The 21,083-nt window shown below is 74.7% G+C and carries 16 protein-coding genes; 15 read left to right on the top strand and 1 reads right to left on the bottom strand.

Annotated features, from left to right (window positions below):
* The first annotated feature begins 37 nt into the window (after positions 1 to 37).
* The 15 genes from OG871_RS01660 to OG871_RS01590 all read left to right on the top strand — a co-directional run bounded on the left by OG871_RS01660 (position 38) and on the right by OG871_RS01590 (position 17,715).
* The gene (locus OG871_RS01660; protein ID WP_371493727.1) at positions 38 to 682 is read left to right on the top strand and encodes a TetR/AcrR family transcriptional regulator; all 645 of its coding nucleotides are present in this window, start codon (positions 38 to 40) and stop codon (positions 680 to 682) included.
* Between the two features lie 263 nt (positions 683 to 945).
* Positions 946 to 2,340, top strand: coding sequence for a KamA family radical SAM protein (locus OG871_RS01655; protein ID WP_371493725.1), 1,395 nt, complete (start codon positions 946 to 948; stop codon positions 2,338 to 2,340).
* Positions 2,337 to 3,650, top strand: coding sequence for a phenylacetate--CoA ligase family protein (locus OG871_RS01650; protein ID WP_371493724.1), 1,314 nt, complete (start codon positions 2,337 to 2,339; stop codon positions 3,648 to 3,650). Before OG871_RS01655 ends, OG871_RS01650 begins: the two co-directional genes overlap by 4 nt.
* Positions 3,647 to 5,389 (top strand): prenyltransferase/squalene oxidase repeat-containing protein, encoded by a 1,743-nt coding sequence (locus tag OG871_RS01645; RefSeq protein WP_371493723.1) that lies wholly within the window; start codon positions 3,647 to 3,649, stop codon positions 5,387 to 5,389. Before OG871_RS01650 ends, OG871_RS01645 begins: the two co-directional genes overlap by 4 nt.
* Positions 5,390 to 5,408: 19 nt before the next feature.
* Positions 5,409 to 5,807: a hypothetical protein gene (locus tag OG871_RS01640; RefSeq protein WP_371493721.1), complete on the top strand. Its 399-nt coding sequence runs from the start codon at positions 5,409 to 5,411 to the stop codon at positions 5,805 to 5,807.
* Positions 5,804 to 6,106 carry a hypothetical protein gene (locus tag OG871_RS01635; RefSeq protein WP_371493720.1) on the top strand — a complete coding sequence of 101 codons (303 nt, stop codon included), beginning with the start codon at positions 5,804 to 5,806 and terminating at the stop codon, positions 6,104 to 6,106. Before OG871_RS01640 ends, OG871_RS01635 begins: the two co-directional genes overlap by 4 nt.
* A complete protein-coding gene (locus tag OG871_RS01630; RefSeq protein ID WP_371493719.1) occupies positions 6,103 to 7,053 on the top strand; it encodes an AMP-binding protein in 951 nt (316 codons plus the stop codon). Before OG871_RS01635 ends, OG871_RS01630 begins: the two co-directional genes overlap by 4 nt.
* Positions 7,050 to 8,237: a phenylacetate--CoA ligase family protein gene (locus tag OG871_RS01625; RefSeq protein ID WP_371493718.1), complete on the top strand. Its 1,188-nt coding sequence runs from the start codon at positions 7,050 to 7,052 to the stop codon at positions 8,235 to 8,237. The genes OG871_RS01630 and OG871_RS01625 overlap by 4 nt, the downstream gene beginning before the upstream one ends.
* Positions 8,237 to 9,577, top strand: a complete 1,341-nt coding sequence (locus tag OG871_RS01620; protein ID WP_371493717.1) for an amidase family protein — start codon at positions 8,237 to 8,239, stop codon at positions 9,575 to 9,577. The genes OG871_RS01625 and OG871_RS01620 overlap by 1 nt, the downstream gene beginning before the upstream one ends.
* The gene (locus tag OG871_RS01615) at positions 9,574 to 10,896 is read left to right on the top strand and encodes an acetyl-CoA carboxylase biotin carboxylase subunit family protein (protein WP_371493716.1); all 1,323 of its coding nucleotides are present in this window, start codon (positions 9,574 to 9,576) and stop codon (positions 10,894 to 10,896) included. Before OG871_RS01620 ends, OG871_RS01615 begins: the two co-directional genes overlap by 4 nt.
* Positions 10,889 to 12,187, top strand: coding sequence for an MFS transporter (locus tag OG871_RS01610; RefSeq protein WP_371493714.1), 1,299 nt, complete (start codon positions 10,889 to 10,891; stop codon positions 12,185 to 12,187). Before OG871_RS01615 ends, OG871_RS01610 begins: the two co-directional genes overlap by 8 nt.
* A gap of 7 nt (positions 12,188 to 12,194) precedes the next feature.
* Positions 12,195 to 13,496, top strand: a complete 1,302-nt coding sequence (locus OG871_RS01605; RefSeq protein WP_371493713.1) for an acetyl-CoA carboxylase biotin carboxylase subunit family protein — start codon at positions 12,195 to 12,197, stop codon at positions 13,494 to 13,496.
* A gap of 28 nt (positions 13,497 to 13,524) precedes the next feature.
* Complete coding sequence (locus OG871_RS01600; RefSeq protein ID WP_371493712.1) at positions 13,525 to 14,685, top strand: 3-deoxy-7-phosphoheptulonate synthase; 1,161 nt, start codon at positions 13,525 to 13,527, stop codon at positions 14,683 to 14,685.
* Positions 14,682 to 16,370 (top strand): histidine ammonia-lyase, encoded by a 1,689-nt coding sequence (hutH, locus tag OG871_RS01595; protein WP_371493710.1) that lies wholly within the window; start codon positions 14,682 to 14,684, stop codon positions 16,368 to 16,370. The genes OG871_RS01600 and hutH overlap by 4 nt, the downstream gene beginning before the upstream one ends.
* Positions 16,363 to 17,715, top strand: a complete 1,353-nt coding sequence (locus tag OG871_RS01590) for an amidase (RefSeq protein ID WP_371493709.1) — start codon at positions 16,363 to 16,365, stop codon at positions 17,713 to 17,715. The genes hutH and OG871_RS01590 overlap by 8 nt, the downstream gene beginning before the upstream one ends.
* 73 nt (positions 17,716 to 17,788) lie before the next feature.
* Here the strand turns inward: OG871_RS01590 and OG871_RS01585 are convergent, their stop codons facing one another.
* Positions 17,789 to 20,944 (bottom strand): BTAD domain-containing putative transcriptional regulator, encoded by a 3,156-nt coding sequence (locus tag OG871_RS01585; RefSeq protein WP_371493708.1) that lies wholly within the window; start codon positions 20,942 to 20,944, stop codon positions 17,789 to 17,791.
* Positions 20,945 to 21,083: the final 139 nt, after the last annotated feature.

Here is a 21,083-nt window from a genome sequence, read left to right as displayed (position 1 = left end):
GCTGCCTCCGGCGCCCGCGTTGGGTAGCGTTGGCTCCATGGGACGACCGCGCACGTTCGACGAAGAGGCGATCCTGGACCGGGCGATGCTCCTGTTCTGGCGCAAGGGCTACGAGGCCACCACCATGAACGACCTGGTGGAGGACCTGGGGCTGGGCCGCGGTTCGATCTACGCGGCGTTCGGTGACAAGCACCGCCTGTTCCTCCTGGCCCTCGGCCGCTACCTCGGCCGCCAGGACGACCTCCTCGCCTCGTCCTTCGACGACCGCGGCCCCGCGCTTGCGCAGCTGCGGCAACTGTTCGAGCGGCTGCTGCAGACCGACTCGTTCTGCAGCGGCTCGGGATGCTTCAGCGTCAACAGCATCGCCGAGCTCCTGCCGAACGACCGCGAGGTCGCCGAGCTGGCACAGCGCAGCCTGCGCAGGGCCGAGCAGACGTTCGCCGCCCAACTCGACCGGGCCAGGTCGAGCGGTGAGCTGTCGCCCACGGTCAGCCCGGCCGAGGCCGCGCACCTGCTGGTGACGCTGGTCCAGGGGCTTCAGATCATGCGCAAGGTCGACCCGGATCCGGCCCGCACCGGGGCCTGCCTGGACTCCGCCTTCGCCCTGCTGCGGCCCCACCCCCGGGCGGACGGGGCGCCCACCCCGGAGCCGGCCGCGGTCCCGGACCTCGCGCTGTCCTGAGGTCCGCACCCGAAGGCGCCCCGACCGGCGGCACGGACCGTACGCCCGGCACGGCGGCGGACAGCGCGGCGGCCGGCCGGGCCGGCCCCGGATGCGCCTCGCCGCGTACGCCGATGTCGCGCCGGCCGTAGCCGCCCCACCTCGGGCCTTCCGGCGTCGATGCGGCAGGAATGCACCGGGAATGCAGCAGGAATGCAGCGGGGATGCACCGCGGATGCGGCGGCGATGCAGGACGGATGTTCGAACGCTTGAGGCTGGGCGCCGTGACGACGACGACCCCTGCCGGGACATCCACCGTGCTCTACGAGTACCGGCGCAGAGAGCTGATCGAGCCGGACTGGCGGCGGTTCCCGCCATGGAGCCGGGTCACCGCCGAAGAGTGGCGCGACCCGCAGTGGCAGCGAGCGCACTGCGTGAAGAACGTGCGGCAGCTGCGGGAGGTGCTCGGGGCGGTCGCGGGGGAGACGTTCTTCGAGGACGTCGCCCGCGACCAGGAGCAGTTCGCGACCATGTCGCTGCTGCTGCCCCCCCACGTGATCAACACCATGAGCCCGCAGGGCCCTCCCACCGCCGACGCCCTGTACGCGGACCCGGTGCGCCGGTACATGCTGCCGGCCGCCTCGGACCGTGACCCCGACTGGCCCAGCCACCCGGTGGCCAGCCGGGACTCGCTGCACGAGGCCGACATGTGGGTGGCCGAAGGCCTGACCCACCGCTACCCGACCAAGGTGCTGGCCGAGGTGGTCGCCACCTGCCCCCAGTACTGCGGGCACTGCACCCGGATGGACCTGGTCGGCCCGGCCACGCCCGCCACGCCCAAGTACCGCTTCGCGCTCAAGCCCGGTGACCGTCTCGACCGGATCGTCGAGTACCTGCGAGCCACCCCCGCGGTGCGCGACGTGGTGGTCTCCGGCGGCGACACCGCCAACCTGCCCTGGCCCCGGCTGGAGGCCTTCCTGCTGCGGCTGCTCGACATCGAGAACATCCGCGACATTCGGATCGCCACCAAGGCACTGGTCGGCCTGCCGCAGCACTGGCTGGCCGACGAGGTCCGGGCAGGGATGGCCCGGGTCGCCGCGCTCGCCTTCAGCCGGGGCGTCAGCATCGCCGTGCACACCCACGCCAACGCCGCCCAGCAGGTGACCGCCTCGGTCCAGGAGGCGGCCCGGGCGATGCTGGAGGCCGGCGTGCGCGACGTCCGCAACCAGGGCGTCCTGCTGCGCGGCGTCAACGACAGCACGCACGCCCTGCTCGACCTGTGCTTCGCGCTCCTCGACGGCGGCGGCATCACCCCGTACTACTTCTACCTCTGCGACATCATCCCCAACAGCGAGCACTGGCGGACCTCGCTCGCCGAGGCGCAGCGGCTCCAGGACGCCATCATGGGCTACCTGCCGGGCTTCGCCACGCCCCGGCTGGTGTGCGACGTGCCGTACGCCGGCAAGCGGTGGGTGCACCAGGTCGCGCGCTACGACCGCGAACTCGGGATCTCGTACTGGGGCAAGCACTTCCTGACCCTGCTGGACACGGACGACCCGCAGGCGCTGGAGCGGCTCCACGAGTACCACGACCCGATGCACAGCCTCCCGGAGTCCGGCCGGGAGCACTGGCGCCGCCAGTTCGCCCCGGCCCTGTCGGTATTGGAGCGCAGCCGATGATGCTGTTCAACGACCCCGCCGCCGGTGCGGCCTTCGCCGAGGCGCACGGCCGCCTCGAGGCCCTGGAGGCCGCGGGGTTCGCGCCGGAGTTGGTCCGCGAGGTGCAGCGGGAGAAGCTGGCCCTGCTCTGGGACCGGGCCGCCGAGGCTCCCTACTACCGGGACGCGCCCGGGGTCGCCGCCCGGGACCTGGACGCGGTCGAGCCGACCGCCAAGGACCGGCTGAAGGCCGGCCCGACCGACTTCGAGCGGCCCGGCCTCGAACGGGTCGTCAAGTACTACGAGAGCTCCGGCTCCTCCGGCATCCCGACCCCCACCCCCCGGCTCGCCGAGGACGTGATCCACAACGTGGTCGGCGTCGCACCGCTGTGGCGCCGGGCGCTGGGCGCCGACCCGCGCCGGGTCGCGGTGCTGCTGCCCTCGGACATCGTCCCCGTCGCCGACTTCGTCGCCGGGGTCTGCGAGTACCTCGGGCATGCCGCGCTGCGCTGCTACCCGTTCACCACCGGGATGTGCGACTTCGACCGGCTGGAGCGGCTGTTCGCCGGCTACCGCCCGGAAGTGGTCTTCGCCGCCCCCGGTGTGCTCACCCAGTGGACCCGGGTGCTCAAGAGCCGCGGCGCGCTGGCCGACGCCCGGGCCCGGGTACGGACCGTGATGCTGCTCGGCGAGGTCTCGCTGCCGGCCCAGCGCGCCAAGCTGGCCGCCGACTGGCAGGCCGACGTGTTCGACGCCTCCTACGGCAGCACCGAGACCGGCACCATCGCCGCGACCTGCGAACGCGACCGGCTGCACCTGCTCCCGCACGGGCACATCCTCGAACTGAGGGACGGTGACAAGCTGGTGCCCGCCGAGCCCGGCGCCACCGGCGAACTGGTCGACACCCCGCTGAACAACTTCGCCCGCCCGCTGCTGCGGCTCGCCACCGGCGACGTCGCCGACATCGCGGCCGAGCCCTGCCCGTGCGGCCTGGCGCTGCCGACCGTGCACATCCACGGCCGCCGGTCCGACCGGGTGGAGATCGGCGGCACGGTCGTCGACGAGCGCCTGATCGGCTCGATCGTCTACCAGGACCACCGGGTCACCGGGTACCTGATCCAGGTGCAGGAGCCGGCCGTCCGGCTCGTCCTGGAGCGGGACGTGGACGTCGAGGAGAGCGACGACCTACTGGCCGCGGACGCCCGCGAGCGCTTCGCCGGCACCGGCATCCACTGGGACGACGTGTTGGTGGTCAGCCAGCTGCCCGCCGTCACCAAGGCGGGCGGCAGCCAGAAGAACTGGAAGCGCACCAACGTGATGGTCGCCCGATGAGCCCGATGGGCCAGATGAGCCCGACGACGCTGCTCGCCGACGGGGGCGCCCGGCAGGGCGAGGCCGACCTGTGGTGCAGCTATGCCGCCGTGCGTACCCTGCACTGGCTCGGCAAGAAGCCCGCCCGGCCCGAGGACGTCATCGCCTTCCTGCGCTCCCGGCAGAACGCCGACGGCGGCTTCGCCTGGCAGCGCGGCCTGCCCTCGGACGTCTGGGCGACCTACTACTGCGCCCAGGCCCTCGGCGACCTCGGCCACCCGGTGCCCGACCCCGACCGGCTGGCCGGCTGGCTGGCCGACACCCGAACCGCCGACGGCGGCTTCGCCATGACGCCCGGCCAGGGCGCCGACATCTGGGCCGTCTACTACGCGACGCGGGTGCAGCGCGAGGTGCTCGGGCGTCCGGTGCCCGAGGTCGAGGCGCTCGGCGGCTGGCTCGCCGCCGCCCAGCACGCCGACGGCGGACTCGGCTGGAGCCCCGGCAGCCGCACCCCGGACGTCCGGGCCGGCTACTACGGCGCGCTCGCCTGGCGGGCGGCCGCCGGGGCCGCACCGGTGCCCTGGCATGCGCAGGCGCTCTCCGGCTGGCTCCGGGACCAGCAGGACACCACCGGCGGCTTCCGGTTCTCGCCGACCTCGCACCCGTGCGCCTGGGCGGCGTTCCGCGCGGTCCGGGCCCTGGACGCGCTCGGCACCGGCCCCCGGGAGCCGGACGCGCTGCGCCGCTGGCTGGCCGACCGGCGGCTGCCCGGCGGCGGCTACGAACGCTGGGCCGGGTACGGGCGGGCCGACGTGTGGTCCGCGTTCAGCGTGGTCGGCGCCCTCCAGACGCTCGGCGACCCGATCGGCCCGGCCGACCGGGCGACCATCGCCGACCAGGTCCGCGGCTGTCAGCTGCCCGAGTCCGGGTTCACCTACACCGAGCCCGGCCGGGCCGGCGACAGCCTGGCCACCGCGGCCGTCACCATCCTCGCCGCACTGCGGCCCGCTGCCGGCCCGGCCTCCCCCGAGAGCACGGTGCGCTGGCTGCGCGGTGCCCACCTGCCGTACGAGGACGGCGTGATGTACATGCCGGGCCGGGGCGCCGAGGTGCGCTGCACGCTCTGGGCGGTGGAGGCGCTGGCCGCCGTCGGGGAGAGCCTGGACACCGGACGGCTCGGCCGTTGGATACGCGGCCTGCAGAACACCGACGGCGGCTTCGGGTACTGGCTCGGCCGCGGCTCCGACCTCGTCTCCACGGTGAGCGCCGTCGAGGCGCTGGCCGCCGCCGGACTCGACCCCGCCGACTGGACCGACGTCCCCGCGGTCCTGCGCTTCCTGGCGAACTGCCGCCACCAGGACGGCTACGGCCCGGTACCCGGCGCCGAACCCGCCCTGGCCGCCACCGCCCAGGCCGCCCGGGTCCTCGACCTGCTGGGCGAGGGCGGCCCCGCCCGGGAACTCGGCGCCGGCCTGGCCCAGCGGTCCGGACCGCTCGGCGGCTTCGGCCCGAGCCCCCGCGGCCTGCCCGATCTGCTGTCGACCTATCAGGCCGTACTCACCCAGCGGACGCTGGGCCTGCCGGTCGACCTGGACGGGCTGCGCCGGTTCCTGGCGAAGGTGCGGGTCGGCTCGGGCTTCGCCTGGAGCCCGCTGAGCCGGCAGCCGGCCGGCCTGCTGGCGGGGTGCCTCGGTGAGCAGCTCGCCGCGCTTGCCGCCAGCGACGCCGCGCCCTCGCGCCTGCTGCGGCTGAATCTCTGACCCCGAGGAGGAGTTCCCCGTGCCGACCACCAAGGTCGAGACCCCGCTGTCCGATCCGCTGTTCGAGCGGGAGGTCGCCAAGCGGCTGAGTTTCTGGTGGCGCCAGGAGGGCGCCGACCTCAACCACGTGCTGACCCGCTTCGCCGACCTGCCCGGCCACCGGGTGTTCAGCGGTCCGTTCCCGCTCGGCGGCGCCCCCGGCGACGACCTCGCCACCAACCTCTTCGCCATCGTCACCTGCGTGGTGTCGCACGAGCGCGACGCCGCCTTCCGCCGACGCTACGCCCTCGCGGTCCGGGCCGCGCTCGGCACCCGCATCCCCGTCGACCGGATCTTCGTCTCGTTCGAACCGACCGATCCGGCCGACCACTTCACCCCGGGCACCGCCTGGGCCGAGCCCTCCGAGGAGACCCTGTGAACGCCACCCCGGCCACCGACGCCGTCCCCCTGCGCGACAGCCTTCGGGAGGCGCTCGCCGCGCTGCTGGGCCACCCGCTGGCGGCCGCCGACGACGAGGTCTCGCTCGCCGAGATCGTCCCCGAGCGCTACGACAGCCTCGGCGTGCTGGACGCCGTCGGCCTGGTCGAGAAGGAGTTCGGCGTCTCGGTCGACCTGGTCGTCGACGACCTTCGCTCCACCTTCTTCAGCGTCGCCGCCATCGCCGCCCTGGTCGACCGCAAGCGGCGCGACGCGGCCGTCCTCGGCCTGCTGTCGTGACGTTCCGCGAGCAGACCGCCCCGATCGCCTTCGCCACCTCCGGCTCGACCGGACCGCCGCAGCAGTGGCTGCGGGAGCCGGCCCAGCTCCACGCCGAGGCGCGCCTGCTGATCGGACTCTGTGCCGACGACGGCGTCGACGGGGTGCTCTCCTACGCGCCGCCCCGGCACCTGTACGGGCACCTGATGAGCCTGGTCGTCCCCCGGATGCTGGAGGTGCCCTGCCTGCAGGCCGGGCTGACCGCGCCACTGGCCCGGACCGTGGCCCGCTGGCGCCGCCCGCTGGTCGCGGCGGTGCCCGCCGCGTTCGCCGTCCTCGCCCGGTGCCTGCCGGAACTGGCCGGCGCCGAGCGGATCGTGCTGGTGCACAGCAGCGCCGTGCTGCCGGCCGGCGCCCGGGAGCTGGTCGCCGCGCTCGGCGAACGGGCCAGGCTGGTCGAACTGTTCGGCTCCACCGAGACCGGACTGATCGCGAGCCGCACCGGCGGCGCGGGGGAGTGGACGCTCGCCGAGGACACCCGGTTCGCGCCCGAGCCGCCGCGTCCGGACGGCGTCCGGCCGCTGCGGGTCGCGAGCCCCCGGCTGGCCCGCCGCCCCGGCGAGCCCGCCCCGGCCGCCACCGCCACCGGCGACCTGGTCACCGAACTCGACGAGCGGACCTTCCGCTGGCACGGCCGGGCAGGCCGGCTGGTCAAGGTCAACGGTGTCCGGGTCGACCTCGACCGGCTCGCCGACCGGCTCGCCGAGGCGGTCCCCGGCGTCGCCGTCAGCTGCCGGGCCGAACCGGACCCGCTGCGCGGCGAGTGGTTCTCGGTGCACGCCGCCACCGACGACCCCCGGCTGCTGGCCGACCTCGCCGCGGCCGTCCGCGCGCTGCCCGCCGCCGAACAGCCCCGCGCGCTGCACCCGCTCCCCGCGCCCGCCCCACCCACCCGGGAGGTCCGATGAACGACCCCGACGCCGCCCTGCGCACCCTGGCCCGCGCGGCCACCAGGTTCCCGCACTTCGCCGACAAGTACCGCGCGCTCGACCTGACCGGCGACTTCGACGTCACCGCGCTGCCCGAGATGACCCGAGAGGACGTCACCGCCGCCGCCGAACAGGCCGCCGGCGAGCGCCCCCGCCCCGCCTCCGCCTACCTGTTCACCAGCGGCGGAAGCACCGCCGAACCCAAGCTCGCCTGGATCCCCACCGAGATGCACCTCGGTGAGCTCACCCGGCACTGGCAGCCGCTCGGCCCGAGCGACGTCCTCGCCAACCTCGCCAGCCCCGGCCGGCTCTGGTCCGCGCACTACTGCTACAACCGGCTCGCCGAACTGGCCGGCGCCGACGTGATAGGCCTCGGCTACATCGCGGACGAGGAGCTCGGCCAGTGGCTGGACTTCCTCGCCCGGCACGGCACCACGGCCGTCGCCGGAACACCCTCACAGCTGCTGCGGATCCTGCGGTACTGCGAGCGGACCGGCCACCGCTTCGCCTCCACCGTGCGGGCCGGCATCTGGTTCGGCGAGCCCTGCGACCCGCACCTGCCCGAACTGCGCGACCGCGTCGCCCCGGGCTTCGGCCTGTGGGGCAACTACGGCTCCACCGAGACCTGGGTGATCGGTCACAACGGGCCCGACTGCCCGACCGACACCTTCCACCTGCTGCCCTACCAGCACGTCGAACTGGTCGACGGGGCCGTCCTGGTGACCACCCTGCACCCGGGCGCGGTCGCCCCCGTCATCCGCTACCGGATCGGCGACCGCGCGGAACCCGTCGCCTGCCGCTGCGGGCGCCCCGGCGACACCCTGCGGATCGCCGGCCGGGAAAGCTCCCTGGTCAAGTTCGCCGGCACCCTGGTCAGCCCGCAGCAGCTGGTACAGATCGCCAAGGAGCTGCCGGGCGTGCACGCCGCCCAGATCGTCCTCACCGGCGCCGCCGGGATCGCCGAGCAGATGGAGGTCAGGGTCGTCGCCGACACCGCCGTCACCGACGAGAGCGTCCGCGCCCACCTGCTCGCCTCGCAGATCGACCTCGGCTTCGCGCTGCGCGGCGACGACGAGGAGTTCCGGATCAGCCGCGCCGACGCCCTGAGCGCCAACCCGCGCACCGGCAAGACCCCGGACCTGCTCTGGGCGGCGGCCCGCTGATGCCCGCCCAGGACCGTCGGACAACGATCCCGCCCGCGCTGTTGCTGCCGCTCGCCGAACGCCGGCGCCGGCTGGATGCCGGCGAACTCGACCCCGCCGCGTACCGTGCCACCCTGCTCGACCACATCCGCCGCACCGACCCGCTGATCCGCGCCTTCACCGACTGGCGGCCCGCGGACACCGCCGACGCGTCCGTTCCCGAGCGCACCTCGGTCAGCTACAAGGACACCATCCACGTGGCCGGCCGCCCCACCCGGCTCGGCATCCGCAGCGGCTACCGCGACTACCCCGCCGACTCCGCCGAGGTCGCCGCCCGCCTGGCCGCCCGCGGCCTGGCCTGCGTCGGCAAGGTCACCACCACCGAGTGCGCCCTCGGCACCACCAAACCGAGCCGCAACCCCCGCTACCCGCACGTGTCCACCGCCGGCTCCTCCTGCGGGTCCGCGGTCGCCGTCGCGGCCGGCTACTGCGACGTCTCGGTGGGCAGCGACTCCGGCGGCTCGCTGCGCTGGCCCGCGGTCTACTGCGGGGTCACCGCCCTGCGCGTCACCCCGCACCCCGACCTGCTGGCCGGCGTGCACGCCGTCTCCCCGAGCATGGAATCGGTCGGCCTGGTCACGCGGACCGCCGCCGACCTCGGCTGGCTCTGGCGCCGCCACGCCCTCGCCGACTGCTTCGGCGCCGCGCCCGCCACCGCACCCGGACAGCTGCGGTACGCCGCCGCCGCACCCCCCGGCGAACCCCTGCACCCGCAGGTCCGCGCCCTGCTGGACGCCGTCCACCGGGTCCTCGCCGACCACGGCCACCGGGGCGTCACCGCCCCGCTGGACGACATCTGGGAGCTGCGCGCCCCCGCCGCCGAACTGCTCGCCCGTGAGGCCCACGACAGCTATGCCCCCGTCCTGGACGCCCCCGGGGTCACCGTCGGACCGGACACCCTGACGGCCATCCGGCGCGGCGCCGCCACCGACGAGACCCGCCACACCGCCCTGAAGGACGGCCAGGACCGGGCCGAGAAGCTGCTCACGGCGCTGCTCACCGAGCAGCTCGACCTGCTGGTCCTGCCACTGGAGGCCGGCCTCCCCGACCTGGCCGGCCCGCCCGCCGCGAGCACCCTCGACGGCGCCGCCCCCGGCGGCGGCGAACTCACCCTGATCGCCAACTACGCCCGGCTGCCGGTGCTGGCGATCCCGCTCGCCCTCAGCGAGCAGGACTCCCCGCTCGGCGTCCAGGTGCTGGCCGCCCCCGGCGCCGACGACCTGCTGGTCACCGTCGCCGAAACCCTCGAACGGCTGGCCGGGGCGATCACCGACACGATGAGACGGACGGCACACTCATGACGACAACACCGACCGAGCCCGGTGCGGTGGTCCTGCTCGGCGCGATGCTGGGCGGCCGCTACCCCGAACTGGTGCCGGCCGCGCTGCGCCGCGGCCTGACCGTACTCGGCATCGACGCCGACACCCCCCGGGCCCGCCGCTTCGACCGGGCCCGCCGCGAGCGGAGCGACCACCCGCTGGCCGGCCTCGCCGAACTGGCCTGGCTCCCGGGCGAGCGGCACGAGGAGATCGTCCAGCAGATCCTCGACTGGCAGGCCGCCGGACACACCGTCCGGGCCGTCGTCCCGTTCGGCGAGGACTACGTCGAGGCGACCGCCGTCGTCGCCGACCTGCTCGGTCTGCCCGCACCGGGCCTGCGGGCCGGCCGGGTCTGCCGCAACAAGCTGCTCCAACGCCGCTACCTCGCCGACTGGAGCCCCCGCGCGGTCCTGCTCCCGCCCACCGCCCGCACCGAACGCGCCGCCGCCTGGACGCACTACCCCGCCGTCGTCAAACCCCTCGACGGGCAGGCCAGTTCAGGGGTCGAACGGGTCGACGACCCGGCCGCGCTCACCGCCGTCCTCGCCGACCGCGACGGTGCCGAACCCCTGCTGGTCGAGGAACTCGCCCACGGACACGAGGTCTCCGTCGAGTCCCTCGTCCAGCACGGCGAGACGGTCTTCGCCGCCGTCACCGGAAAGCGCACCAACGAGGGCGGGGACGACGCCGCCCGCTGGTTCGTGGAACTCGGCCACACCGTCCCCGACCCCGACCTGGACGACGCCACCCGCGCCGCCCTGCTCGCCGTCAACGCCGCCGTCCTGCGCCGGCTCGACTTCCGCGACGGCATCGCGCACGCCGAGTACCGGATCGCCCCCGACGGCACCGTCCGACTGATGGAGATCGCCGCCCGGGCCGGCGGCGACAACATCCTCACCCTCTATCACCTGGCCACCGGCGCTCCGCTGGAGGAGGCGATGCTCACCGTCGCCCTCGGCGAGCCCACCCGCTACCCCGAACCGCGCCGCTACGTCCGCCAGGTCTACCCCGAGCACACCCCCGGCGTACTGCGCGACGTCACCGCCCCCGGCCTGGACACCGAGGTCAGCTGGCTCGCCGACCACTGGATGTGGCCCGCCGTCAAACCGCTCGACGGCGAACCCGGCGCCATCCACATGATCGTCGCCGGCCGATCCCGCGGCGATGAACTGTCCGCCATCCGCGCCTCCTCCGACCGCTCGGCGATGTACGTCATCGACGCCCCGACCCCCGCCGAACTCGACGCCCTGCAGGCCCGCGTCGACGCCGCCCTGACCGTGGAGGTCGACCCCCGTGGCTGAATCCCGCGCGCAGTCCCTGCGCGCCCTGGTCCTGGAGCGGCTCGACCCCCTGCGCCCGCCCGGCTACCGGCGGATCGCCGCCGCCATGCTGGTCACCAACGTCGGCAACGGCATGCAGTTCATCGCCAACTGCCTGCTGGTGCTCCAGATGACCGACAGCCCCCGGGCGGTCGCCCTGGTGCTGCTCACCGCAGCCATCCCCGGCGTCTTCTTCGGCCCGCTGATCGGCGTGGCGATCGACAGGTTCGAGCGCCGCTGGGTGTTCGTCTGCGCCGACCTGGTCTCCGTCCTCACCCTGGCCGCCACCGTCACCCTCCAGGCCACCGGCCACCTGAGGACCTGGCACGTGTTCGTGATGGTCTTCGTCCTCGGCCTCACCGAGTCCACCGCCGTACCCACCGGCACCACCATGGTGCGCGAGATCGTCCCGGTCCGGAAGCTGCTGGCCGCCAACGCCACCACCGGCGTCGCCGTCCAGATCGGCAACGTCATCGGCACCGCCGCCGGCGGCTTCCTGATCGCCGCCTCCTCGGTCACCTGGGTACTCGCCATCAACCTGGTGTCCTTCACCGTGTCCGCGCTGTTCGTGTCCGGCGTCAGGAGCACCCGGGTCATCACCAAGGAGGGCGGCGACGGCTGGCGCGAGACGGTCCGCCGGGCCGCCGCCGGCTTCACCTACCTGCGCACCCACCCGGCGACCCTGCCCTCGTACACCATGCTGCTGGTGCTGTTCGCCGTGCTGTACATGATGAACACCCTGGTCGCTCCGTACGCCGAGAGCGTGCTGCAGGTCGGAGCCAGCGGCCTCGGATTCATCGACGCGATGTTCGCCGTCGGCGCCATCCTCGGCGGGCTCGTCCTACCGCTGCTGACCGCTCGCTTCAACCGCGACCGGCTCGCCTGCTACGGCCTGATCGGCATGGGTCTGACCCTGATCCTGCTCTGGCAGGCCGACGGACTCGCCCAGCCGATGGTCTTCTACGCCCTGGCCGGCATCAACTTCCAGGCGTTCTACATCTTCCGCACGCGGGTCCAGGAACAGGTCCCGGTCGACATCCAGGGCCGGGTGATGGCCCTGCTGATCACCACCGTCGGGATCTGCCGGATGGGTGTGTACATCGTCCTCGCGGCCTTCGTCTCCACCTTGACGCTCCGGCTGATCTACCTGTGCTGCGGCCTCGGTGTCCTGGCCCTCGGCATCGTCATGACCACGAGCACCATCGTGCGGCGGGTCGAGTCCCGCCCCCCGGAGAGCGAGCCCGAACTCGCACCGGCCGGCACCGGAAGGTAACGCGACCATGGAGAACCGACGCCCCGCCCTGCTGCTGCTCGGCGGACTCACCGTGGCCTGGAACCAGCGCTGGCTGGACGCCGCCCGCGCCCGCGGCCTCGACCTGCTCGTCCTGGACGCACCCACCCCGCACGCCGACACCCTGCTGGCCGGCCGCGACACACCGGGCCACCCGCTCGACCGGGTCGCCGACGCCGACCTGATCGAGCCCGACGACCACGCCGCCCTCGCCGACCGGGCCGCCGCCTGGGCCCAGGCCTACGACATCCGCGGCCTGTGCTGCCTGCGCGAGGAGTACGTGGAGGGCGCCGCCGTCGTCGCCGACCTGCTCGGCGTGCGCTCGCCCGGCCTGCGGGCCGCCCGGGTCTGCCGCAACAAACACCTCCAGCGCCGCTACCTCGCCGACTGGAGTCCGGACTCCGCCCTGGTCCCCGCCGCGGGCCGCGCCGAGGCCGTCGCCGCCTGGGACGGCTTCCCGCTGGTCGTCAAACCGGTCGGCCGGCTCGCCAGCTCCGGGGTGCGCCTGGTCGCCGACCGCCGGGCGCTGCTGGACAGCCTCACCGCGTACGGACCCGAGGAGACACTGCTGTTCGAACGGCGGGCCGAGGGCCCCGAGTACTCCGTCGAGTCGCTCAGCCTGCACGGCGAGGTCCACTACCTCGGCACCACCGGGAAGCGCACCACCGAGGTCACCAGCGACTACTTCGTCGAAATGGGACACACCACCCCCGCCCCCGACCTGGACGAGCCCACCCTCGAGCGGCTGTACGCCGTGCACCGAGCCGTGCTGGACCGGCTCGCCTTCGACACCGGCATGGCCCACGCCGAGTACCGGATCGGCTCCGACGGACGGATCGCCCTGATCGAGATCGCCGCCCGGCCGCCCGGCGACAGCATCATGGCCCTGCACTGGCTCGCCACCCTGGCGCCGCTGGAGGACGCCGTGGTCGCCGTAGCCCTCGGTGAACGCCCCCACCCGGCCCGGCCGCAGCGCTACGCCCGCCAGGTCTACCTCCCGCACGAGCCCGGCGTCCTCACCGACCTCGTGGTCCGGCCCGCCCTCGCCACCGAACCGCAGTGGTTCGACCCGGCCGAGGTCCGCGCCCAGGTCGCCGACTGCGCCGCCCCGGGCGACCCGTCCGCACTGCGCTGCGTCGTGGCCCTCAAACCGGCCGGCACCCACCTCGCGCCGGTCCGGCAGTCCGGCGACCGGGCCGCGATGTTCGTGGTCGACGCCGCCACCCCCGGGGCGCTGGACGAGATCGAGCGGCGCTGCCTCGCGGCGATCGCCCTGCGGACCCGAGACTGACCCGACACCGAACGGACGGCACCCGACTATGTCAGCACTGTTCACCGCCGAAACGGCACCCGGCCCCGAGGCCGGGTGGCCCGTGCAGTCGGCCGTGGACCAGGTCACCGCCCGGCTGCGCGAACAGCCCCCGCTGGTCGCCCTGGACGACTGCCTGGACCTGCGCCGACGCCTCGCCGAGGTCGCGGCTGGCCGCGCCCACCTGATCCAGGGCGGCGACTGCGCCGAACTCTTCGCCGAGGTGTCAGCCCACACCGTCCGCCGCAAGGCCGCCCAACTCGGCGAACTCGCCGACCTGGTGGAGAGCGGCACCGGCCGCGAGACGGTCACCGTCGGCCGGATCGCCGGCCAGTTCGCCAAACCCCGCTCCCAGCCCTACGAACCCGGACCCTACGGCGAGAGCCTGCCGGTCTACCGCGGCGACGCCGTCAACAGCGCCCTGCCCACCGCCGAGGCCCGCATCCCCGACCCGCAGCGCCTGCTCACCGCCCACCGGCTGGCCGCCGAGATCCACCGCCACCTGGACGACGAACGCACCGCCGGCGGCCGCCCGGTGTTCACCAGCCACGAAGCGCTGCTCCTCGACTACGAACTCCCGCTCACCCGCACCGACGGCGGGCAGCTCCACCTGACCTCCGCCCACCTGCTGTGGATCGGCGAACGAACCCGCGATCCGGCCGGCCGGCACGTCGCCGCGCTCGCCGCCACCGCCAACCCGGTCGCCGTCAAACTCGGTCCCACCACCACCGCCGCCGACCTCACCGCCCTGGCCGCCGCCCTCGACCCCGAGGGGATCCCCGGCCGGCTCTCCTTCATCCTGCGGCTCGGCGCAGACCTCGTCGAACCGGTCCTGCCCGGCCTGGTCCGCGCCGCCGCCGAGGCAGGCCTGCGCCCCGCCTGGATCTGCGACCCCATGCACGGCAACACCGAACGCTCACCCGCCGGCCGCAAGATCCGCCGGACGGCCGCCGTCCTCTCCGAGATCCGCTCCTGCGTCCGCGTCCTGCGCAGTCTCGGCCAGCACCCCGGCGGCCTGCACCTCGAACTCACCCCCGACGACGTCACCGAATGCGTCAGCGCCCACCACGACCCCGCCGTCCAGCCCCGCTACTGGACCGCCTGCGACCCACGGCTCAACCCCGAACAGGCCCGGCTCGCCGTCACCGCGTTCACCGAGGAGGCCGGATGATCCGCCTCGGCACCGGCGAACTCACCCCCGCCACCGTCGCCCGGCTGGCCGACGGACCCCTGCACGACCCGGTCGGCCTCGACGGGCCCACCGCCGACCGGATGAACCGCTCGGTCGGCCTGCGCGACCGCCTGGTCGCCTCCGGCGAACCGCTCTACGGCGTCACCACCGGCTTCGGCGACCGCAACATCGGCCACATCCCCGCGGCCGCGGCCGCCGAGCTCCAGCACAACCTGATCCGCTACCACCTGGTGGGCAGCGGCCCCGAGGCCTGCGCCCCGATCGTCCGCGCCACCATGCTGATCCGGGCCAACTGCCTGGCCCGCGGCTGCTCCGGCGTCCGCCGCGACGTGGTCGACCTGCTGCTGAACTGCCTGCGGCACGACATCCTGCCGCAGATCCCCGAACGCGGCTCGGTCGGCGCCAGCGGCGACCTCGTCCCGCTCTGCTACCTGGCCTCGTTGCTGATCGGCGAGGGCACCGCCGTCCACCGCGGCGAACGGCGCCCGGCCCGAGAGGCGCTGGCCGCCGCCGGGCTGCGACCGCTGGACCTCCAGCCCAAGGAGGCCCTCGCACTGATCAACGGCACCTCCTTCATGGCCGCCTTCGCCGTCCACGCCGCCGCCGAGGCCCGCCGGCTCGCCGACGTCGCCGAGGCCTGCACCGCGCTCGCCGTCGAGGTCCTGCTCGGCAACCGCGACCACTACCACCCGGTGATCCACCGGCAGAAACCCCACCCGGGCCAGGTCCGCTCCGCCGCCCGGATCCGCGCCCTGCTGGACGGCTCGCGCCTCGCCCGTGACCACGCCGGGGTCCTGCACGACAACCGAGCCGACGACGACGGCGCCGCCCCCGAGCACTACCGCCGTCTTGACCACCCCATCCAGGACCGCTACTCGGTGCGGTGTGCCCCCCACGTGATCGGCGTCCTGCACGACACCCTCGACTGGGTCGACCGCTGGCTCGACACCGAGATCAACTCCACCAACGACAACCCGCTGTTCGACCCGGACGGCGACCGGGTCCACAACGGCGGCAACTTCTACGGCGGCCACGTCGGCCTCGCCATGGACAGCCTGCGGGTGGCCGTCGCCAGTGTCGGCGACCTGCTGGACCGTCAACTCGCCTGCGTGGTCGACGAGAAGTTCAGCAACGGCCTGACCGCCGGGCTGACCGCCCCGACCGCACCCGGCGACCCCCGGGCCGGCCTGCACCACGGTTTCAAGGGCGCCCAGATCGCCTGCTCCGCGCTGGTCGCCGAGGCACTCTCACTGGGTATGCCGGCCACCGCGTTCTCCCGCTCGACCGAGGCCCACAACCAGGACAAGGTCAGCATGGCCACCATCGGAGCCCGCAGCACCCGTACGGTGACCGGCCTGGTCTTCGAGGCCGCCGCGATCCAGCTCGCGGCCCTGTGCCAGGCCGCCGACCTGCGCGGCGCCCACCTGCTCGGCCCGGGCACCGCCGAGGTGTACCGGCTGGTGCGCCGCCACGTCGCGTTCATGACCGCCGACCGCCGGCTGGACACCGAACTCGCCTCCCTCGCCGAGGCGCTGCGCACCTCGGGAACGGCGCGGGGCCCGGGAACGGCACTGACATCCGCAGCAGCGCGGACCCCCGGAACAGCACAGGCGGCGGCCCAGGCCGGCCCGCCCGCAAGGATCGCGGAGGACACCCATGCCTGACGTCGCACAGGCCGCCACCGAGTACTTCACGGCGGGCCGGCCCACCGGGCCGGACACCGCGCCGCCGCCGGTGCTCGCCCTGCCGCTGCGCGACCGGCTGGCCCTGCTCGACGGGGGAGGCCTCGCGCTGAGCGAGTGGAACGCGCTCGCCGACGACTGGGCCCGCGAGTCCGACCACCGCTACCGGGCCTGCGTCGAACTGCGGCCCGGCGGCCCGCAGGCGCCACCGCTGCGGCTCGGCGTCAAGGACACCGTCGACGTGGCCGGCTTCGCGACCCGGCTGGGGCTGCGCCGCTACCGCCACCACCCGGCGCGCAGCGCCGCCGTCCTCGCCGCAGGCCACGGCCTGGCCACCGTCGCCAAGGTGGTCACCACCGAACTCAACATCGGCATCGGCTCCGGCTGCGGCAACCCCTGGTTCCCGCGGATCGACCCGGCCGGCTCCAGCACGGGCTGCGGCGTCGCCGTCGCCGCAGGCATCTGCGACCTCGCGCTCGGCACCGACGTGCTCGGCTCGGTCCGCTGGCCGGCCGGCCGCTGCGGCGTGGTCGGCCTGCGGATGACCCACGATCCGGCCGCCGTCCGCGGCATGCTCCCGCTCAGTCCCGCGATGGACGCCCCGGGCTGGGTCGCCCGGACCGCCGACGACCTGGCGCTGCTCGCCGAGCTGTCCGGCCTGCCGATCCCGCGTGCCGAGCACCGCCGGGGCCTGCGGATCGGTGTGGTTGCCGAGGTGGCCGAGGGCGGCGCCGAACCGGAGATCCTGGACGCGCTGAGGACCGCCGGAGAGCTCCTGGCCGCCCATGGGCACCGGGTGTCCACCGCCCGGCTCGGCGAGCTGTGGGACCTGCGCGGCGCCGCCTGGGAGCTGTGCGCCCGGCAGGCCTGGCAGGGCAGCCTCGGCTGGGACCCTCGGATCGCCGACGAACTGTCACCCTCCACCCGCCGCGCCGTCGACTCCGGCGCGGCGATCGACGAACCGCGCCACCGCGAGATCGAGGAACAGCTCGCCCGGACCCGGGCCGGGGTACCGCGCCTGTTCGACGACGCCGCCGTGGACGTCTGGCTGCTGCCGCTCGACCCGGACGTGCCCCGCCCGCGCGGGGCGCAGCGCGCGGCCTCCTCACTGGTCACCCCCGGTCACCCGGACTACGACCGGGAGATCGGCTACACCCCGGTCGCGAGCTTCGCCGGACTGCCCGCCCTCACCTTCCCGGTCGGCCGGTCCGCGGACGGCGAGGCGCCGCTGGCCATGCAGCTGGTCGGCCGCCCCGGCAGCGAGGGACTGCTGGTCGGACTCGCCCGCGAGGCGGCCCGCACGGCCGGGGACGGTGCCCGCCGGTGAGCCGCCTGCCGGGGAGTCCGGGCCGCCGGTCACCGCCCACCGCGGACCGTAGGACGGGCCGACACGGGTGGTGCTACAGAGCGCCGCTCGGCTCGGGAAGGCATGCGAGCGCCAGATCGGCCCGCAGCCGGGCGGCCCGGCCCGGGTGCAGCCGGGAGAACAGGGCCAGCGCCCGGTCGGTGTGCTCCAGCGCCGCCTGCCGCTCGCCCGCGTCCAGCGCCAGCCGGGCCAGGCCCTCGCAGGCGACCCCCTGTTCGAACCGCAGCCCCAGTTCGGACGCCAGCCCCAGCGCCCGCTCGTGGCACTCCCGGGCGGCCGCGGGCGCGCCGCGGGCGCGGTGCACCGACCCGATCAGGTTGAGGGTCTGGCTCTCCACATCACGGCTGCCGATCTCCCGGGCCAGGACCAGTGCCTCCCGGGCCCGATCGAGCGCCGCGGCCTGGTCGCCGCAGTGGTGCAGCAGGTCGCCGAACGCCCAGCGGGCCTGCGCCTCCACCTCACGGGCCCCCAGCTCCCGGGTGCGGCTCAGGGCCTCCTCCAGGCAGCTCCGGGCCTCCTCGGTGTCGTTCAGCCGGGAGAGCACCCAGCCGACGTTCAGCAGGTCGACCGCCTCCCGGAACGGGTTGTCCAGTTCCCGGCTGAGCGCGAGCGCCCGCCGGTGGTGGGCCAGCGCGTGCCGGTACTCGGCCAGGTAGCCGTACACCACCCCGATGTTGCCCAGCACGGCGGCCTCGTCACGGGCGGCGCCGACCTGCTCGAAGATCTCCAGCGCCGCCCGGTACTGCTCCAGCACCGCCGGGTAGTCGCCGCGCAGCAGGCCGACGTGCCCGAGCGTCCACAGCGTGCGGGCCTCGCCGTACCGGTCGCCGGTGGTCCGGCACAGCCCCAGCGCGGTGCGCAGCGCCTGCACCGCACGGTCGTAGCGGCCCAGTGCCCGGTACGCCAGACCGAGGTTGGTGTGCACCTCGGCCTGGCCGCCCAGGTCGTCGTCGGCGCGGGCGGCGTCCAGGGCGTGCCCGTAGCCGGTCAGCGCCTCCTCGACGTAGCCGTTGCGGACCAGTAACGGGCCCACCGCGACCGCGAGGCGCCAGATCTGTGCCAGGTCCCCGCCGGTCGGGGGGCCGGCCAGCACCGCGACGATGTTGGCCCGCTCCGCGGCCAGCAGATCGGCCGCGTCGGCCACCGTCCGCAGCCCCGGGATCGCCCGCGGCGCCTCCGGGGCCCGCCCGGTGGGCCGCCCGGGATCCGACAACTCGGCGACACAGTGGGCCAGGTCGAGGTAGTGCTGCCGCAGACGGTGCAGGGCCTGCTCCCGGCCGGCCGGCTGCTCCTGGTGCTCGGCCTTGGTCAGCGCGTACTGCCGGATCAGGTCGTGGAAGTAGTAACGGCCCACGGTGTGCTGGCCGAGCAGGTGGGTGTCGAACAGCTCCTCCAGCATCACCTCGGCCTCGGCCACCGTGGAGCCGCTGAGCACGGCGGCGCCGACCGCGTCGAAGTCGTGCCCGGGGTGCACTCCGAGCAGCCTGAACAGCCGTTGCTGGGGTTCTCCCAGCTGGAGGTAGGAGACTTCGAAGGCGGCGGCCACGCTGCGATCGCCCGCCACCAGCTCGGCCAGCCGCCGCTGGCGGTCGCGGAGCCGGTCCGCGAGGTGGGCCACGCTCCAGGCGGGCCGGTGCCGCAGTCGCGAGGCGGCGATCCGGATGGCCAGCGGCAGGCAGCCGCAGAGTGCGACGACGTCCTCGACGTCGGCGCGTCGGCCCTCGGCGCGGTCCGCGCCCACGATGCGGACGAACAGCTGCACCGCGTCCTCGGGGGTGAGTACCTCCAACGACAGGTTGACGGCGCTGTCGAGCGCGGTGAGTCTTCGCCGGCTGGTGATCAGGACCAGCGCGCTCCCGGCGCCCGGCAGCAGCGGCCGTACGTGCCCGACGTCGCGGGCGTTGTCCAGGACGACCAGGACCCGCTGCCCGGCCAGCGCGGCCCGCCAGGCGGCCGCCCGCTGGTCCACGCCGTCGGGGATCCGTTCGGGACTGACGCCGAGGTAGCGCAGCAGGCGGTCGAGGGCGGCGGCCGGGGTGATGGGCTCCTGACCGGGCGTGTGGCCGTGCAGGTCGACGAAGAGCTGGCCGTCCGGGTAACGGTCGGCGAGGGCGTGCGCGGCCCGGACGGCGAGGGTGGTCTTGCCGATCCCCGCCATGCCGTCGACGGCGGTCACCACCAGTGCCTGACTCCCGGCGCCGTCGGCGCGCGAGGCCTGCTCCGCAAGCGCCACCAGACGGTGGAACTCCTCCCCGCGCCCGGTGAAGTCGGTGACGTCGTACGGCAGGAAGCGGCGTTGGTGGGCCCGAAAGACGCTGCCGGTGCGGGCGGGCGCGGTGGGCTCGGGCGGCCCCGCCGGAGGAACGCCGGGCGAGGCGGCCGGGGGAGCGGGGGGCTCGGCGCTGCCGGCGGCGGGCCGGTCCAGGGCGGGGTCGCAGCGCAGGATGCGCTCGTGCAGCAGTCGTAGTTCGGCGCGGGTGTCCAGGCCGAGGTCCGCGGCCAGCAGAGCGCGGCCCTGCTCGTACACCTCCAGCGCATCGGCCTGCCGGCCGGCGCGGTAGAGCGCCAGCATCAGCTGTCGGCGGAACGGGTCGCGCAGCGGGTGGGTGGCGACCAGTTCGGCCAGCGCCGGGACGAGCGTGCCCGGCGCGTCGCCGTCGAGGCACAGGTCGAACCGCCGCTCCAGGGCGGTGAGACGCTGCTCGTCCAGCCGGCCGGCCAGGATCCGCACCGCGCGGCCGTCGAGTCCGGCGAGCGCCGGGCCGTTCCACAGGGCGAGGCCCTCGGCCAGCGTGTTGGCGGCCTCGCTCCGGTGGCCGGCCGCGAGCGCCGCCTCGGCGGAGCGGACCAGGCGGCGGTAGCGGTGGGCGTCGACCCGTTCCCGGCCGCCCGTGACGCCGCTCAGGTCGGCGCGGTAGCCGCGGCCGTCGGTGACGATCAGGTCGCGCAGGGGGCCGAGGCACCGGCGCAGGGTCGCGATGGCGTTGTGCACCTGGCGCCGGGCGGTGTCGGGCGGTGCGTCGTCCCACAGCGCGTCCACCAGGGTGTCGAACGGCACGACCCGGTCGCCGTCCAGCACCAGGACGGCCAGCACCTTCTCCTGGCGCGGGCCGCTCAGGTCCAGCTGCTGCCCGCCGACCTGGACCCGCAGCGGTCCGAGCAGCTGGATTCCCCACTCCTCGTCGGTCATGACACGCACCGTCCTTCGAGTAGCGGTGGACAACCGGAAGCATGTATATCAGCAGTCGATCCCACTGATCCGGAACTCCGGTGAACCCGGCCGCAGTTGGCAACGACGCCGCCGGGACCTGGCCGACGGAAGGCACTGC

This window comes from Kitasatospora sp. NBC_00374, from assembly GCF_041434935.1.
In the GTDB taxonomy this organism is placed as follows: domain Bacteria; phylum Actinomycetota; class Actinomycetes; order Streptomycetales; family Streptomycetaceae; genus Kitasatospora.
Note: the sequence above shows the minus strand (reverse complement) of the source record. Positions and strands in the feature narration are given on the sequence as shown.

Excerpts from the sequence above, each read along its gene's own strand:
- OG871_RS01660 (WP_371493727.1), top strand. The coding sequence starts at position 38 with ATGGGACGACCGCGCACGTTCGACGAAGAGGCGATCCTGGACCGGGCG.
- OG871_RS01650 (WP_371493724.1), top strand. The coding sequence starts at position 2,337 with ATGATGCTGTTCAACGACCCCGCCGCCGGTGCGGCCTTCGCCGAGGCG.
- OG871_RS01645 (WP_371493723.1), top strand. The coding sequence starts at position 3,647 with ATGAGCCCGATGGGCCAGATGAGCCCGACGACGCTGCTCGCCGACGGG.
- OG871_RS01625 (WP_371493718.1), top strand. The coding sequence starts at position 7,050 with ATGAACGACCCCGACGCCGCCCTGCGCACCCTGGCCCGCGCGGCCACC.
- OG871_RS01620 (WP_371493717.1), top strand. The coding sequence starts at position 8,237 with ATGCCCGCCCAGGACCGTCGGACAACGATCCCGCCCGCGCTGTTGCTG.
- OG871_RS01615 (WP_371493716.1), top strand. The coding sequence starts at position 9,574 with ATGACGACAACACCGACCGAGCCCGGTGCGGTGGTCCTGCTCGGCGCG.
- OG871_RS01605 (WP_371493713.1), top strand. The coding sequence starts at position 12,195 with ATGGAGAACCGACGCCCCGCCCTGCTGCTGCTCGGCGGACTCACCGTG.
- OG871_RS01600 (WP_371493712.1), top strand. The coding sequence starts at position 13,525 with ATGTCAGCACTGTTCACCGCCGAAACGGCACCCGGCCCCGAGGCCGGG.
- hutH (WP_371493710.1), top strand. The coding sequence starts at position 14,682 with ATGATCCGCCTCGGCACCGGCGAACTCACCCCCGCCACCGTCGCCCGG.
- OG871_RS01590 (WP_371493709.1), top strand. The coding sequence starts at position 16,363 with ATGCCTGACGTCGCACAGGCCGCCACCGAGTACTTCACGGCGGGCCGG.
- OG871_RS01585 (WP_371493708.1), bottom strand. The coding sequence starts at position 20,944 with ATGACCGACGAGGAGTGGGGAATCCAGCTGCTCGGACCGCTGCGGGTC.